Origin of the sequence: Saccharopolyspora pogona, from assembly GCF_014697215.1 — a bacterium.
Classification (GTDB): Bacteria; Actinomycetota; Actinomycetes; order Mycobacteriales; family Pseudonocardiaceae; genus Saccharopolyspora; species Saccharopolyspora hattusasensis.
Genome location: NZ_CP031142.1, coordinates 8,159,019 through 8,173,659, shown reverse-complemented (window position 1 = coordinate 8,173,659; position 14,641 = coordinate 8,159,019). Strand labels below are relative to the sequence as shown.

Sequence of the window (14,641 nt, the reverse complement as noted above, 5' to 3'; positions counted from 1 at the left end):
GCCCCACACGGTATCTTCACCGGCCTCTCGCGTCACACCAGCCACGAAAGATCGCTGGTCGGACGTTTTTCGGGCGATCCGCTCCAACCGGGGCACCGCGCGTGAGATCCTCGACCATCATGGTTGCTTTACCTTCCAGTCCGCACGAGCCGACACGCCGAACCGACCGCGAGAAACTGTTCCGCGACGCGCCGCTGCTGTGGCGCGTGCTGATGCGGGTGGACCGGGCGGTCGTCGGGCTCACCGGGCGGCTGGAAGTGACCGGCGACGTGCCGGATTCGGTGCGCGGCAGGCCGCTGCTGCTGGCCGCCAACCACATCGGCAACCTCGACGCGCTGGTGCTGATCGCCGCCTGCCGGACCCGGCGGCTCGCGCCGCGGTTCCTCGCCACCGGCGGACTGTTCGACACCCCGGTGCTGGGCAAGGTCCTCCGCGCCTGCCGGCATGTCCGAGCCGACCGCGGCAAGAACACCGCGGGCGAGGCGCTGGGGCGGGTCGTCTCGGCGCTGACCAGCGATCATCACCCGGTGCTGATGTACCCGGAGGGTCGCATCACCCTCGAACCGGACATGTGGCCGGAGCGCGGAAAAACCGGCGTGGCCCGGATGGCGCTGGCGTCCGGCGCCACGGTGGTGCCGATCAGCCAGTGGGGTGCCCACGAGGGGATGTGCTACGGCCTGGTCCGCGTCGAGGGGTTCGGCGACCTGTGGATCCTGTTCGCGTCGTGGCTGCGGGCCGTTCGCCGCAGGCCGAAGCTGAGAGTCCACTTCGGAGCGCCGGTGGACCTGAGCGACCTGTCCGCCGACCGGGTCGGCGACGCCGCCAGGGCCCGCGACCGCATCATGCGCGCCATCGCCGCCGGCATGGTGCCGCTGCGAGCGGGCGAGCTCGGGGCCCCCCACCACTTCGACCCGACCCGCCCGGCCATCGGCAAACCCAGCCCATGGCGCCCGTGACTGAAGCCGATTAGCCCGGTCATCCGCACGCGAGCGGCTGAACGCCGTATTGCGCCGCGCTAGTCCACATCGGACCTCGGCGCGGCTCTTACCACCGTTGTTCAACTTCAGGTAGTGCGTCGGTTACGCAGTGAGCAAACGCGTGACATATCCACAAGTGATCGTGGTTTGTCCGTTTCTCGCTAACCGGGAAGGCTGCCATGCGATTACCACGCGCCCTCATCCGCAGACTCTCATTCCTCGCCCCTCTCGTCCTCGTCCTGGCCATGGCTTTCTCGGTCGCGTCGGCGCCGACGGCGCTCGCCTTCCCTCCCGACGTCCCCGGGAAGTCCCAGGTGCAGTCCGAGCTCAACAGCCTCGGCGTGCAGGCGGAAGGCTCGATGGACGGCTATTCACGGGACCTGTTCCCGCACTGGCACACCGTTTCGGGCACCTGCAACACCCGTGAGGAGGTACTCAAGCGCGACGGCACCAACGTCGCCGTGGGCTCGGACTGCTACCCCACCGCTGGCAGTTGGTACAGCTACTACGACGGCGTCACGCGGACCTCGCCGTCGCAGATCAGCATCGACCACATCGTGCCGCTGGCCGAAGCCTGGCGTTCCGGCGCGCGCAGCTGGACCACCGCCAAGCGCGAGGCGTTCGCCAACGACCTCGCCGGCCCGCAGCTGATCGCGGTGACCACCGAGGTGAACAGCGCGAAGGGCGACCGCGACCCGTCGTCGTGGCAGCCGCCGCGCACCGCCTCGCACTGCGGTTACGCGAAATTCTGGATCCACACCAAGTACCGTTGGGGTCTGACCCTGCAGTCCGCCGAGAAGACCACACTGCAGAGCATGCTCAACGCCTGCTCGTACTGATCTGGAACGATGACCGAACTGACGTCCATCTTCACCGCCACGCCGGACGGAGTGCTGACCAACGAGGTCGGCGTGATCACCGGCGAGCTGGAACTGCGCACCACCTGCACGGATGACGGCGCGCTGCGGCTGGCGATCCGCTACGTCGGGGCGACGGAGTGGTACACGGTTCGGGGCGAGAACTACCGGTTGCACGACCCGCGCGACCACGAGGTCGTGCACCGGCTTCTCGTCAACGTGCTGCACCGGCCGGTCGCGTCCTGACGCCGATCGCGCAGAGTGAGCCCGCAACCAGACAGGTGATCCCAGCCGGGGGACCGCATCCGCTGAACGAAAGTCGCCCGGGCAGAGCAATTCTCGCCAACTGAGCCGCTGGAACAGCGATCATCCCGTTTACTGTCCACATTGCTCGCCGCTGGAAGGTGGGCCCAACAGGACAGACGGGACAATCGTGAGAAAAGTCGTCACTGCTGCGATGGCCGTCGGTCTGCTGGCCGGCCTGCCGCCGGCCGCCGGAGCCGCAACCGCCGCGCCCGCACCGGTTTTCGAGCCCACACCGGTTCAATGGGGCCAGTGCAAGGACGAGGGCCTGCAGAAGGCCGGGGCGGAATGCGGGATGGTGAAAGTCCCGCTGGACTACGCCGACCCAGCGGGTGAGCAGGTCTCGCTCGCGGTTTCGCGGATCAAGCACACCGTGCCCGACGACCAGTACCAGGGCGTGATGCTGGTCAACCCGGGCGGCCCGGGCGGATCCGGCCTGTCCCTGTCGGTACTCGGCGCCTACGTGCCCAAGTACGCCGGCGCCGCCTACGACTGGATCGGCTTCGACCCGCGCGGAGTGGGCGCCAGCGAGCCCGCGATTTCGTGCGACCCGAACTACTTCTCCTACGACCGCCCGCACTACGTGCCGACCACGCCGGAGCTGGAGAAGGCCTGGCTGGACCGGTCCGAGGGCTACGCGCGGGCGTGCGGGAACAACGGCAAGCTCCTCGACCACATCAAGACGACGGACGTCGTCGAGGACATGGACAGCATCCGCAAGGCGCTGGGCTCCGAGCAGATCAACTACTACGGCTTCTCGTACGGCACCTACCTCGGCCAGGTCTACGCCACCCTGCACCCCGAGCGGATGCGCCGGGTCGTGATGGACGGCGTGGTGAACGCAGGCGACGTCTGGTACGACGCGAACCTGAACCAGGACGTGGCCTTCGACCGCAACATCAAGATCTTCTTCGACTGGATCGCGAAGTACGACGGCACGTACCACCTGGGCACCACCGGCGCTGAGGTGGAGAAGCTGTACTACGAGCAGCTCGCCAAGCTCGACCAGCAGCCGGCGGGCGGCGTGATCGGCTCCGACGAGTGGACCGACGTGTTCCTGACGGCGGGCTATTCGCAGTCCGCCTGGGACCGCCGCGCCAAGGCGTTCTCGGGTTGGGTGCGGGGCGGCGACTGGCAGACGCTCAAGGCGATCTACGACGGCGCCAACACACCGGGCGACGACAACGGTTTCGCCGTCTACCTCGCGGTCCAGTGCACGGACGTCAAGTGGCCGGCGAGCTGGGAGCAGTGGCGCAAGGACAACTGGGCCGTCCACGAGAAGGCGCCGTTCGAGGCCTGGGCGAACGCCTGGTACAACGCGCCGTGCCGGAACTGGCCCGCGAAGCCGGGCAAGCCGGTCAACGTCGACGGCAGCAAGGTGGCCGGCGCGCTGCTGATCAGCGAGGAACTGGACGCCGCGACGCCGTTCCCCGGCGCGCTGGAAGCACGCAAGCGCTTCCCCAACGCCAGCCTGATCAGCCTGCCCGGCGGCACCACGCACTCGGGTTCGCTCGGCGGAAACGCCTGCCTGGACGACCAGATCGCCGACTACCTGGCCACCGGCAAGCTGCCGGCGCGACAGCCCGGCGAAGGCCCGGACACCAAGTGCGAACCGCTCCCCCAGCCAACCCCTGAGGGGGTGGGCGCGCTGAACGTCCGCCCGCAACAACCCGCGGTCCTGCAGGAAGCCCTGAAGTCCAGCCGGCACTGATCACCCGCTCGCGAGTGGTTGTTCCGGCTCTTGCCGGTCTTGAGTCCGGAACAACCACTCACGACATCAGTTGGTCATCCCGCTGCGCAGGTGAGCTCCGAGGTAGCCGACGCAGACCTTGTAGCTGCATCCCAGCAAGAAGGAAAACTGCGGTGTTCCAATGTGACCGGGCCACGACTGCATTCACGCGACGAGCGCAATCGAAAAACTCGGCGCTAACTCTCCGTTTTTCTCCACTACCCAGAGCCTCGGCGACGGCGGCGAATTCGGAGAGCGCAGCCTGCAGGTCCTCGACGATCTCCGCCGCGATGACCTCGGGTGGCAGCAGCGAATCCGCGTCGTCGGCAGGAAGCCCCCTGTGCCGCAGGCGGGATCAGTGATCGTGTCGTCCGGGGTCGGCTGGGTGCAGCGCACCATGGCGTCGATCAGTGGGCGCGGGGTGAAGTACTGGCCCTCACCCGACTTGGTGTCGGCCGCACCTCGGGACAGCAGCTGCTCCTAGGCGTCGCCGTTGACATCGGTGCCGTGGACCGACCAAATCTCGCGATTGACCAGTTCGTTGACCAGCCGGGACAGGTTCGCCGGGTTCTGGATCTTGTTCTGCGTCTTGCCGAAGATCAGGTTATGCGACGTGTTCGCGGACTGTTCGCCGACTGCGACATCCAAGTGAAGGCCGGAACGATTCGGGCATCTCAACAGAGTGATCACCGCCATAGTGTTAACCGATCCGAACTGCTGTAGTCACACGCGGTGATCAGCAAGAGTGGATCAGCAACCGTGAGGTGTCACGTGGAGGGGGAGCGGCCATGACGGGGTTCGGGATCGACCCTGATGCGCTGGACGGCGCGATCAAGAAGCTGGAGGACATCCGGGACGAGTCGATGCTCCACAGCATCGCTCAAGTCGCTGAGGGTGACTTCGCGGCCGAACTTACCGCGAAGGACGGCTACACAACCAAAGCCGCCGAGGCGATCAACAAGAGAGGAGTGGACGAGCGTGGGTCCCTCCAGATGGCTATCAGGGAGCTGACAGCCAAGCTGGACGCCTACCAGGCGACGTTGGAGGAGTATCGACGCATCGACGAAGCGGCCAGTGCTGGCGGGAACCGTACCCACGGTGATGCATGATCAAAGCGTGATGAAGATGAGCATTCTCAGCCGAAGTGCGATGGTCAGCGCCTCGATTGCGCTACTCGCGTAGCACATGTCAAGCATGTTGATCCCCAAGATCAGCTTATTTTTTGGCCGGAAGTGCCTGGAGTGAAGCCTCTAGTGCCCGCTGTGCCAGCGCGGAGTACCGCAAGCAGATGGGCGGTTCTCCGCGCTGCCGAGGCCGCGCACCACGGCCGGGCCGCCGATGCGGCGAACGCTTCTATCGCCGAGATCAAGCCGTTCGCAGAGGCCGCAGCCAACACGTCGCGGGGCGTGAAGGCCGCGCTCGAAGAGCAGGCCACCTACCAGCGGGAGGCGTTCCAGTCTCTTCCCCGGCAGGGCGAGAAGTTGCCGAGTGGGCAGGAGGCGGTTCTCGATCCGCCGCAGAAGGGGTGGGTTGAGGACTGGGGGCTGGACTCCAACCCCATCACCGGGTGGATGAGCGACTATGAGGACCGTCAGCAGGCCTACGTCGACACCAACCAGCAGGCCAACGCCGCCATGGAGCGCTACAGCCGAGGGCGTCATCGCGCGGATGCCGGAGTTCCAGCCCGCCGACCGGCCGCCGCCTCCACCACGGCAGGACCAGCAGCCGTCTACACAGACCCCGAGCGGGTATTCGTCGAACCACAGCACCCCCAGCAGCCACACCAGCGGACTGTCCACTTCGGCCACTCCCTCCGACACCTCGTCGTCGTGGGCGACGCCGCACGCCCCTTCCTACGTTCCGCCGTCGTCTCCGCCGTCCACGCCGCCAGCGAGCACCGCTCCGTCGTGGGCGACGCCGCTGCCCGGTCAGCCCTCCACCCCGCCGCCCGGCGTGGTGCGCGGCCCGGACGGCACGCTGTACCGGCAGAATCCGCAGACCGGCGCATGGGAGCGGCAGAACCCCTATAACGGCCGTTGGGCTCCGTCGCCAGGCGGCGGCCCGGGTGGTGCCGGGATGCGCGGTGGCGGCATGGGTCGCGCCGTCGGCCCGGGTGCCGACGGCCAGCTTGGCGCCGGTGGTCGCGCCGCTGTCGGCGGTCTCGGCTCTGGCACGGGTGCTGGTGGCTCCGCTGCGGGTGCCGGGGCTCGTGGTGGCTCGGCAGGCGCGCCGGGTGGTGCCGGTGGCGCTGGCCGCGGGAAGCCGCAGGGCGAGGAGGACCAGGAGCACGAGCGCCCGAGTTGGCTGCTGGAGGACGACGACGTCTTCACCAACGACATGGAACGGACCGCACCGCCGGTTTTCGGTGACTGGTCCAACGAGGGACGGTGACCGTGGCGGGGCGTGAGATCAGCCTGCCTCCCGCTGCGGCGAACTACCTGTGCACTCGTTTCGACCTGCAACTGCACCCACTGCTGCGGGTGGGCTGGTTGCCGACGGAAGCCACCGAGCAGGACCGCCGCGAAGCGGCTGAGCTCGGGCGGCGGCAACTGGCCCAGCAAGGCCTTTTCGATGACGACGACCTGCACCCGTTCCCTGGAAGACGCGATCCATCTGCTGGCCCGCGCACCACTGGCGGTCGCAGTCGCGGTCAATTCCCGGCATGGCGAAAGCTTCAACGCGGTGCTCGTCGAACACGGCCGAAGTACCGTTCAGGCGTATCAGGCCGACGGCGATTCGCAGGACGACCTGCGGGACATCCGCATCAAGCGCCACGAACACGGCGGCCCGGCGGGCCATGCGGTCAACCTGCTGGGCCGGGTCGCCGCCGCCGAAGGCATCTCGGTGCCAGCTGCCCTGCGAGCAGCTGGATCGGGTCGGCAAGCGGATGGGCGCCGGCGAGACGAGCCTGTCGTCGGCCTTGAGTTCCAACGGAATCCGCGGCAACGACGCCAAAACGCTCGCCCAGGCGTTCACCGCGAAGCGGACGATGGACGGCCTTTTCACCGTCCGCGCCTACGAACAGAAGGTCCGGCGGGCTCGTACACTGGCGTTCAACCTGCAGTTCTTCACCACCGAAACAGGCTGCTACCTGGCACAACGAAAACCCGGCCGCGACGGACGCGAGTGGTACACCCTCGCCCCCGCCGACGGGCGCAAGCTGGTCGCCACGATCGACGAGATGATCAAGGTACTCACCAGGCCCGCAGCCCGCATCTGACGCGATGGGCCCGTGAGTGTTTTTGGGTGCCATAGCGCCTTAAAGTGCTCACGAGACCATAGGGGTGACCGGTCGGCGCACCGGGAGGGGGAAGTGTGCGCCGACCGGTCGGGGTGGTTCGATGCCGGGTCGGGGGCGTCAGCGGCATCGAACCTGGTCATCAGGATTCGCCGGGACTGCCGCGCTGCTCGCCGACGAGAATTCCGTTGCATTCCAAGCAGGTCGGCGCGGTGCACCAGTCCATTTCGTTCGGCTTGGCCATCGCCACCTGCTTGCCGCACACCGTCGTGTCGGAAGACTGGCTTTCCCAGCGGCGCCCGCGGAACGCATGCCGGACGAACGCGCGCGCATCCGGATCCGGCGTCGGAAGCCAGTAATGGCGTTGCACCTGCTCCGTCACTTCTGACCTCCGGAAGTCGCCATCATCCGCCGGATCTCACGAGTAGTGCGCCGAGTTCGACAGTGAGTCAGCCAAGCCCGCACCGCCGCAAGCTCCCGCGCAACCAGCACCCACGGCAACACCGCCACCAACGCCATGAGCAGCAACAACGCGGCAGACTGTGGCGTGAAATGTGAATTCAATTCCGTGCTCCGACCTCCCAGTTGATCGTGATCTCAACTTAAACCTGCGATCGCAGTTTATGGAATTGCCGAATCGGGTGATGTTCTTGTGGACGCGGGATGCGGAACACTCAACGGCAACGGACCCCGAACCGGAGGCGATCGATGACAACTTCCACCGTGCGACGGCTTCAACTCGGCAACGAACTGCGCCACCTGCGTCTGAAGACAGGCCGTGAGCAGGCCGAAGCCGCCGAGGCTTTGGACTGTGGCATCGGCAAAATCAGTCGCCTGGAGCTCGGCCAGGGCGGAGTCAGCAAGGGCGATCTGAAGCTACTGCTGGAGTTCTACGACGTCGATCCGGCCGAGATGCAGTGGATGTTCGAGCTGGCGCGAACCCGCAGCAGCCGGGGACGCTGGGGCAGCTACCGCTCCGTGTTTCCCGAATGGTTCCGCATGTACGTAGACCTTGAGACCGACGCCGACGACATCCGTCAAGTGCAGGGCGAGATCGTCCCGGGCATCCTTCAGACGGAGGGATACATCCGCGCTATGGACACCGCATCCGTACGCGGCGAAAGCGAGGACATCGACGCCAACGTCGCGGCGCGCCAGGAGCGACAAGCGATTCTCACTCGCGCCAAGCCCGTGACGGCGTCGTTCATCCTCTCCGAGTCGTGCTTGCGTCGGCAGGTCGGCACGGTCTGGGTCATGCGCGAACAGCTTGACCACTTGTCAGAGATGGCGCTGCAGCAGAACTTCAACCTCCAGGTCCTGCCGTTCGACGCAGAGACACCCGGTGGTGGTATCTCCTTCGACTTCACGATGCTGCGCATCCCATCCGACGGAATCGCAGCCGACCTGGAGTTCGTCTACATCGAATGCCTAGACGACGCCCGCTACCTGGACGACAAGAGCGCCGTTTCGGCTTACACCAGGCTGTGGAACCAACTTCAGGCTGCCGCACTCTCCCCGAAGGAGTCGCTGGATCTCATACGATCGGTGCGCAAGCAGTACTCGGAGTGAACGCGAGGTCGCACCATGATCGAACTACGTATCCCGGCAGACGCGACGTGGTTCAAGAGCAGCTACAGCGCAACACAGAACGTTTGTGTCGAGGTCGCAATGGTTCCGGGCGTCGTTGGTGTACGGGACACCAAGGACCGGGACGGCGGCATGCTCGTCTTCGGCAACGCCGCCTGGTCAGGGTTCCTGACCCACATCAAGGCAGGACACCACGGCTGAGGCCGCAAGGGTCGTGAGTACGTAACCGGACTGGAGCCCGGTTACGCACTCACGACCTCACAGCCCCAGCTCCAACGCCCCCTGAGTCCCGTTCCCAAGAACTTTGCGAATCTTCGTCGCCTACCCCATACCGGGCGAAACACAGCAGAAGGGCCGACTTCCCGGAGGAGGTCGGCCCTTCTGCGCAGTTGACGTGAGGTCTTCGCGTCAGTGGTCCAGGATCGGCGCGTTGACGCAGTTGTTGATCTGCGGGGACGCGAACGGCGCCACGTAGGCGAGCACGCCGATGTTGTTGCCGCACAGCTGAATCGGCAACACGCTGGTGTTGTTGTCGTCCAGGACGTTGATCCCGTCGTTGCCGTAACTGTCGGCGAACGCCGGGGAACCGACAGCCAGCATCGCGGCCGCAGCGGCGGCGGCGCCGAAGAGTCGAGCGGAAGTACGCACTTCTGACCCCAATCTCCTGTGTGGTGATTCCGCAGGCCCGAAGGGCTCCCCTTCAGGGTGGATGCGCTCCGAACCGGTGCCACCAACCCTTGCAGCGAGGTCCCGATCAAGCCTGCCGTGTGCTCCCAACGGGTCTCTCAGATCACCCCGTGGAGATCACGACACCTGACAGTGATCGAATGTGCCCGGCAAAACGGACCAACAAGCCACCCGAGCGGGCGGTGGATCAGGATCCGACCGCGAGCACGTTCGGCACGATCATCGGCCGCCGCCGGTAGGTCTCGGCCACCCAGCGGCCCACTACCCGGCGCACCGCCTGGGCGATCCGGTGGGTCTCGGTGATGCCCTCCGCCTCGGTGCGGGCCAGCTCCATCTCCACCAGCGGCACCACATCGTTCAGCGCCTTCGGGTCGTCGGAGAAACCGCGACCGGAGATCGTCGGGGAGGACACCGCCCGGCCGGTCGACGCCTCGACGGCGACCGTGATCGCGATGAACCCGCCCTCGCCCAGCACCAGCCGGTCCGACAGCGTGGACTCGCCCACGTCGCCGACCGACAGGCCGTCCACGTAGACGTGCCCCACCTCGACCCGGCCGGCGACCGAGGCGATCCCGTCCAGCAGATCCACCACGACCCCGTCCTCGGCGATCACCACGCGATCCGCCGGGACCCCGGTCAGCCGCGCCAGCTCGGCGTTCGCCCGCAGGTGCCGCCACTCGCCGTGCACCGGCATCACGTTGCTCGGCCGCACCGCGTTGTAGAGGTACAGCAGCTCACCGGCCGAGGCGTGACCGGACACGTGCACCTTCGCGTGGCCCTGGTGCACCACGTTGGCGCCCAACCGGACCAGGCCGTTGACCACGCCGAAAACCGCGGTCTCGTTGCCGGGGATCAGCGAACTCGCCAGCACGACGGTGTCTCCGGCTCGGATCCGGATCTGCTTGTGCTCGCCGCGCGCCATCCGCGACAGCGCCGACAGCGGCTCGCCCTGCGAACCGGTGGAGACGAACGCGACCATGTGCTCCGGCATCGACAGCGCCTCGTCGAGGTCGACCAGCAACCCGTCGGGCACGCGCAGCATGCCCAAGTCGGTCGCGATGCCCATGTTGCGCACCATCGAACGCCCGACGAAGCACACCTTGCGGCCGTGCGTCTCGGCCACCTCCAGCACCTGCTGCACGCGGTGCACGTGGCTGGCGAAGCAGGCCACGATCACCCGCTGGGTCGCCTTGCCGATGACCCGGTCCAGCACCGGGCCGATCTCGCGTTCGGGCGTGACGAACCCGGGCACCTCGGCGTTCGTGGAGTCGACCAGGAACAGGTCCACGCCCTCGTCGCCGAGCCGGGAGAACCCGGCGAGGTCGGTCAGCCGGTTGTCCAGCGGCAGCTGGTCGAGCTTGATGTCACCGGTGTGCAGCACGATCCCGGCCGGGGTTCGGATGGCGACCGCCAGCGCGTCCGGGATGGAGTGGTTGACCGCGAAGAACTCCAGCTCGAAGCCGCCGTGCTGGCTGCGCTGCCCCTCGGAAACCTCGACCAGCACCGGGTCGAGCCGGTGCTCTCGGCACTTCGCGGCGAGCAGGGCGAGGGTGAACTTCGACCCCACCACCGGCAGGTCCCGCCGCAGCCGCAGCAGGAACGGCACCGCCCCGATGTGGTCCTCGTGCCCGTGCGTGAGCACCAGCGCGTCGATGTCGTCGAGCCGGTTCTCGATCGCGGCGAAGTCCGGCAGGATCAGGTCCACGCCGGGGGCGTCGTCCTCCGGGAACAGCACGCCGCAGTCGACGATCAGTAACCGGCCCTCGTGCTCGAACACGGTCATGTTCCGGCCGACCTCGCCGATGCCGCCGAGCGCCACGACGCGCAGCCCACCCTCGGCCAACGGTGGGGGTGGGGCCGATGATGTCGGCGTCACCGGGTGGTACTCGGTGGCTGTCGCCTTTGCGCTCAACGCTGGTTCACCTCTGTGCGGCGTCCGGATTGACCAGTACCAGGCCAGCATCCCACAGGTCGGTGGTGATCAACCGAACCTGCTCCTCGGTAGCGCCCGGCAGCGGCAGCCGCGGCTGGCCCGTCTCGTAGCCGCAGAGCCGCAGCGCCGTCTTGGAGAAGATGACGCCGCCGACGAAGTTCATCGACCGGTACACCGGCAGGAGTCCATTGTGGACCTCCCTGGCGCCCGCGACGTCACCAGCCTCGAAGGCGTCCAGCATCTTGCGCAGCCGGTCCCCCACCACGTGGCCGATCACGCTGACGAACCCGACCGCGCCGACCGACAACCAGGGCAGGTTCAGCGGGTCCTCGCCCGAGTAGTACGCGAGGTCCGTGCTGGCCAGCACCTCGCTGCCAGCGAGCAGGTCGTGCTTGGAGTCCTTGACCGCCTTGATCCGCGGGTGCTCGGCCAGCCGCTTCAGGGTGTCGACCTGGATCGGCACGATGGAGCGCGGCGGGATGTCGTAGAGCATCACCGGCAGCTCGGTGGCGTCGGCGACCGTCCAGAAGTGCTGGAACAGCCCCTCCTGCGGCGGGCGCGAGTAGTACGGCGTCACGACCAGCAGGCCGTGCGCACCGGCCCGCTCCGCGGCCTGGGCCAGTTCGACCGAGTGCTCGGTGTTGTTGGTGCCCGCGCCGGCCACCACGGTCGCGCGATCACCCACCGCCTCGACCACGGCGTGCAGCAGCTGCTCCTTCTCGTGGTCGCTGGTCGTGGGGCTCTCACCGGTGGTGCCGTTGACGACCAACCCATCATTGCCGACGCTGTCGACCAAATACGTGGCGAGCTCCTGCGCCAGCGTCAGGTCAAGCTTTCCGTCTTCGTCGAACGGCGTGACCATGGCGGTCAGGACGCGGCCGAACGGGCGGCCCGGAATGGCGGTGGGACAGACGGTCATGGCCCTGACGCTACCTGGTTAGTTCCCTGTTCAGAGCCACCGGACCGACCTCGAACCAGATCCCGGAAACCCGGCGTCCGCAGCCCCCGGAACGCCGTGTTTCTTCCTGCCGGGCGAGCATCACGCGAGCGAGTTTCCGGCGCGCCCGGAAGAGATCCCTAGAACGAACGGCGCAAGTCCTCGACCGCGAGCACGTCGGCCTCGTTGCCCTCGACGGTGACCTTCGCCGCACGGCGGCTGAAGGCGTGCAAGATCAGCTCGCTGGGCTCGCCGCTGAGCCGCACCGTGCGCGGACCGCGCTTGGCCGCGATCTCGGTGCCGTCCGGGCGTCGCAGCACCACGCCCACCGGGCTGCGCCCGTAGAACATCTTCGCCACCCGGGTCAGCGACTTCCAGAGCGCTTCCTCGCGCACCGGGTCGGACGGGCGCGGCTGCCAGCCCGGCTGCGCACGGCGGACGTCCTCGTGGTGCACGTAGTACTCGGCGGCGTTCACCGCCTCGTCCACTCCGCCGAAGCTGAGCGGGTTCCACTTCGGCGGGCCCTGCCGGATCTGGTCGACCAGCTCCGGCCAGGACAGCGCGCGCAGTTCGTTCTGGATCCGCTCGCTGCGATTGACGAGCGCTTTCACGAACTTGCCTGCCACCGCGTCCGGACGCCGCTCGCGCACCACGAGGTGCACCGCGAGGTCCTTGGTGGTCCACCCTTCGCACAGCGTCGGCGCGCCGGGGTCGAGCTGCTCGAACAGGTCGCACAACTGCTGGCGTTCATCGCTGGCCACACCCATGCGACCACTCTAGCCACCGCCGATCGGCGCGGTGACGCAACCGATCATTTCGTCGCGGACGCCTGCAGCTTGTCGCCGGACGCGCTGTAAAGGGCGCAGTAGATCTGCTGCGAACCCACCTTGCGGTCGCCTTCAGCCTGCCGGTGCGCGTTCCAGGACTGCTCCGAGGAGACGAGCGTGAGGTAGCGCAACGTGGTCTGCTTGCCCGGCGTGACGACCTTGTCCGAGGCGAAGTACATCGAGCAGTAGCCCTCGCCGTATGCGGTCAGCGCGGCCTCCCCGGGATAGGCCGTGTCGTAGCTGGAGGAGCTGAACGCCGCTCCCGACGCGTAGAACTCGAAGTCGTGCGGGTCCGAGCAGGACGTCGTGTTGTTGACCGGCTTGCCCGGGGTGATCTTCCCGATGCCGCAGTCCTTGCCGTCCGGGTCGAATTCGTCGACGTCGCCGCCCTTGCCGAACACCAGGGTCGAATCCATCGCGGTCGGCGCACCGCCGCCGACCAGCGCGAACCGTCCGATCAGGACGCCGGCGACGAACAGCACGACAGCGGCGACGGCCGCAGCGATGAGCCACGGGCGCTTGGACCGCTTCTGCTGCGACGCCCCCTGGGCGACCCGGGTGGGCGGCCCGACCGGGTGGGTGGTCGGCTCCGGCGCACCGTTGGCGAGCGCGCTGTCCAGCAGCGCCCGGACCTGCGGGCCGGTGAACCGCGCCCGCGGGTCGCCGATGAGCAGCCCGGTGATCACCGAACCGATCACGCCGTGCGGGCGCGACAGCTGGGGCATCTCGTTGAGCACCGCGTGCAGTGTGGCTGCTGTCGTCTGCCGCTCGAACGGCACCCAGCCCTCGACCGCGAAGAACAGCGTCGCGCCGAGCGACCACAGGTCGCTGGCCGGGGACGCGTCGGCGCCCTTGATCCGCTCCGGCGCCATGAACGACGGCGAGCCGACGATCGCGCCGCTGGTGGTCAGCCGCGGATCGTCCAGGGTTTGAGCGATCCCGAAGTCGGTCAGCTTGACCCGCCCGTCGGCCACCATGATGTTGCTGGGCTTGACGTCGCGGTGCACGATTCCCGCCGCGTGCGCGGCCTCCAACGCGGACAGCACCTTGCGCGCCAGGTCCGCGACCTGCTCGGGGCGCAGCGGACCCCACTGGACGATGTAATCGCTGAGCGTGACCGCCTGCACGAGCTCCATCACGATGTAGGTAGTGCCGGACTCGGCCAGCACGTCGTGCACCGTGACCACCGCGGGGTCGTTCAGCCGCCCCGCGGTGCGCGCCTCGCGGAGCACGCGCGCCTCGAAGACCTCCCGCTCGGCCAGCGGCACGCCGTCGGGCAGGTGCAGCTCCTTGATCGCCACCTCGCGGCCGATGACCTGGTCCCAGGCCCGCCACACGATCCCCATGCCACCGCGCCCGAGCTCCTGGACGACCTGGTAGCGACCACCGATCACCCGAGCCTGCTGCCGCGGTCCGACCTGCTCCACCACTGCGCCGTCCTCCACCGAAGTCCCCGCGCGCGACCACGCAGCGCACACGTCCCTACGTCGCCGATCATCCAATCAGACGATTCCGACCGGCCCTTGGACTGTGCTGCCGAACGATCGGTTCCCGGCCGCGGAGAAG

The 14,641-nt window shown here is 67.6% G+C and carries 18 protein-coding genes; 10 read left to right on the top strand and 8 right to left on the bottom strand.

Features of this window, described 5'->3' with window-relative positions; all coding sequences use genetic code 11:
• Positions 1–119 precede the first annotated feature (119 nt).
• From DL519_RS38715 to DL519_RS38700, 4 genes are all read left to right on the top strand, one after another.
• Positions 120–956 (top strand): lysophospholipid acyltransferase family protein, encoded by an 837-nt coding sequence (locus DL519_RS38715; RefSeq protein ID WP_397545018.1) that lies wholly within the window; start codon positions 120–122, stop codon positions 954–956.
• Positions 957–1,156: 200 nt separating this feature from the next.
• Complete coding sequence (locus DL519_RS38710; RefSeq protein ID WP_190822241.1) at positions 1,157–1,816, top strand: HNH endonuclease family protein; 660 nt, start codon at positions 1,157–1,159, stop codon at positions 1,814–1,816.
• Between the two features lie 9 nt (positions 1,817–1,825).
• Positions 1,826–2,080 (top strand): hypothetical protein, encoded by a 255-nt coding sequence (locus tag DL519_RS38705; RefSeq protein WP_190822239.1) that lies wholly within the window; start codon positions 1,826–1,828, stop codon positions 2,078–2,080.
• 187 nt (positions 2,081–2,267) lie between these two features.
• The gene (locus tag DL519_RS38700; protein WP_223840034.1) at positions 2,268–3,848 is read left to right on the top strand and encodes an alpha/beta hydrolase; all 1,581 of its coding nucleotides are present in this window, start codon (positions 2,268–2,270) and stop codon (positions 3,846–3,848) included.
• A gap of 183 nt (positions 3,849–4,031) precedes the next feature.
• On the opposite strand, the gene DL519_RS50570 is transcribed toward DL519_RS38700, so the two are convergent.
• Together DL519_RS50570 and DL519_RS47805 are read right to left on the bottom strand one after the other, a co-directional pair.
• Positions 4,032–4,337: an N-6 DNA methylase gene (locus DL519_RS50570; protein WP_223840430.1), complete on the bottom strand. Its 306-nt coding sequence runs from the start codon at positions 4,335–4,337 to the stop codon at positions 4,032–4,034.
• A gap of 9 nt (positions 4,338–4,346) precedes the next feature.
• A complete protein-coding gene (locus tag DL519_RS47805) occupies positions 4,347–4,562 on the bottom strand; it encodes a hypothetical protein (RefSeq protein ID WP_223840033.1) in 216 nt (71 codons plus the stop codon).
• A 92-nt stretch (positions 4,563–4,654) separates the two neighbouring features.
• On the opposite strand from DL519_RS47805, the gene DL519_RS38690 reads away from it, so the two are divergent.
• The 4 genes from DL519_RS38690 to DL519_RS38675 all read left to right on the top strand — a co-directional run bounded on the left by DL519_RS38690 (position 4,655) and on the right by DL519_RS38675 (position 7,086).
• Positions 4,655–4,975 (top strand): hypothetical protein, encoded by a 321-nt coding sequence (locus tag DL519_RS38690; protein ID WP_190822237.1) that lies wholly within the window; start codon positions 4,655–4,657, stop codon positions 4,973–4,975.
• Positions 4,976–5,119: 144 nt separating this feature from the next.
• On the top strand, positions 5,120–5,896 hold the full coding sequence (locus DL519_RS38685) for a hypothetical protein (RefSeq protein WP_190822235.1): 777 nt from the start codon (positions 5,120–5,122) through the stop codon (positions 5,894–5,896).
• A 61-nt stretch (positions 5,897–5,957) separates the two neighbouring features.
• A complete protein-coding gene (locus DL519_RS38680; protein WP_190822233.1) occupies positions 5,958–6,257 on the top strand; it encodes a hypothetical protein in 300 nt (99 codons plus the stop codon).
• A 406-nt stretch (positions 6,258–6,663) separates the two neighbouring features.
• A complete protein-coding gene (locus DL519_RS38675) occupies positions 6,664–7,086 on the top strand; it encodes an ESX secretion-associated protein EspG (protein ID WP_223840032.1) in 423 nt (140 codons plus the stop codon).
• Between the two features lie 160 nt (positions 7,087–7,246).
• Here DL519_RS38675 and DL519_RS38670 read toward each other — a convergent pair whose 3' ends face one another.
• Complete coding sequence (locus DL519_RS38670; protein WP_223840031.1) at positions 7,247–7,486, bottom strand: hypothetical protein; 240 nt, start codon at positions 7,484–7,486, stop codon at positions 7,247–7,249.
• A gap of 326 nt (positions 7,487–7,812) precedes the next feature.
• On the opposite strand from DL519_RS38670, the gene DL519_RS38665 reads away from it, so the two are divergent.
• Entirely contained in the window at positions 7,813–8,673 is an 861-nt protein-coding gene (locus DL519_RS38665) for a helix-turn-helix domain-containing protein (RefSeq protein ID WP_190822229.1), read from the top strand.
• 15 nt (positions 8,674–8,688) lie between these two features.
• Positions 8,689–8,892: a DUF397 domain-containing protein gene (locus DL519_RS38660; RefSeq protein ID WP_190822227.1), complete on the top strand. Its 204-nt coding sequence runs from the start codon at positions 8,689–8,691 to the stop codon at positions 8,890–8,892.
• Between the two features lie 207 nt (positions 8,893–9,099).
• On the opposite strand, the gene DL519_RS38655 is transcribed toward DL519_RS38660, so the two are convergent.
• The 5 genes from DL519_RS38655 to DL519_RS38635 form a co-directional block, all read right to left on the bottom strand.
• Positions 9,100–9,339, bottom strand: a complete 240-nt coding sequence (locus tag DL519_RS38655) for a hypothetical protein (RefSeq protein ID WP_190822226.1) — start codon at positions 9,337–9,339, stop codon at positions 9,100–9,102.
• 226 nt (positions 9,340–9,565) lie between these two features.
• A complete protein-coding gene (locus DL519_RS38650; protein ID WP_190822224.1) occupies positions 9,566–11,290 on the bottom strand; it encodes a ribonuclease J in 1,725 nt (574 codons plus the stop codon).
• 7 nt (positions 11,291–11,297) lie between these two features.
• Positions 11,298–12,230, bottom strand: a complete 933-nt coding sequence (dapA, locus tag DL519_RS38645; RefSeq protein ID WP_190822222.1) for a 4-hydroxy-tetrahydrodipicolinate synthase — start codon at positions 12,228–12,230, stop codon at positions 11,298–11,300.
• 158 nt (positions 12,231–12,388) lie between these two features.
• Positions 12,389–13,015 carry a TIGR03085 family metal-binding protein gene (locus tag DL519_RS38640; RefSeq protein WP_190822220.1) on the bottom strand — a complete coding sequence of 209 codons (627 nt, stop codon included), beginning with the start codon at positions 13,013–13,015 and terminating at the stop codon, positions 12,389–12,391.
• Between the two features lie 44 nt (positions 13,016–13,059).
• Complete coding sequence (locus tag DL519_RS38635) at positions 13,060–14,505, bottom strand: serine/threonine-protein kinase (RefSeq protein ID WP_190822218.1); 1,446 nt, start codon at positions 14,503–14,505, stop codon at positions 13,060–13,062.
• Positions 14,506–14,641: the final 136 nt, after the last annotated feature.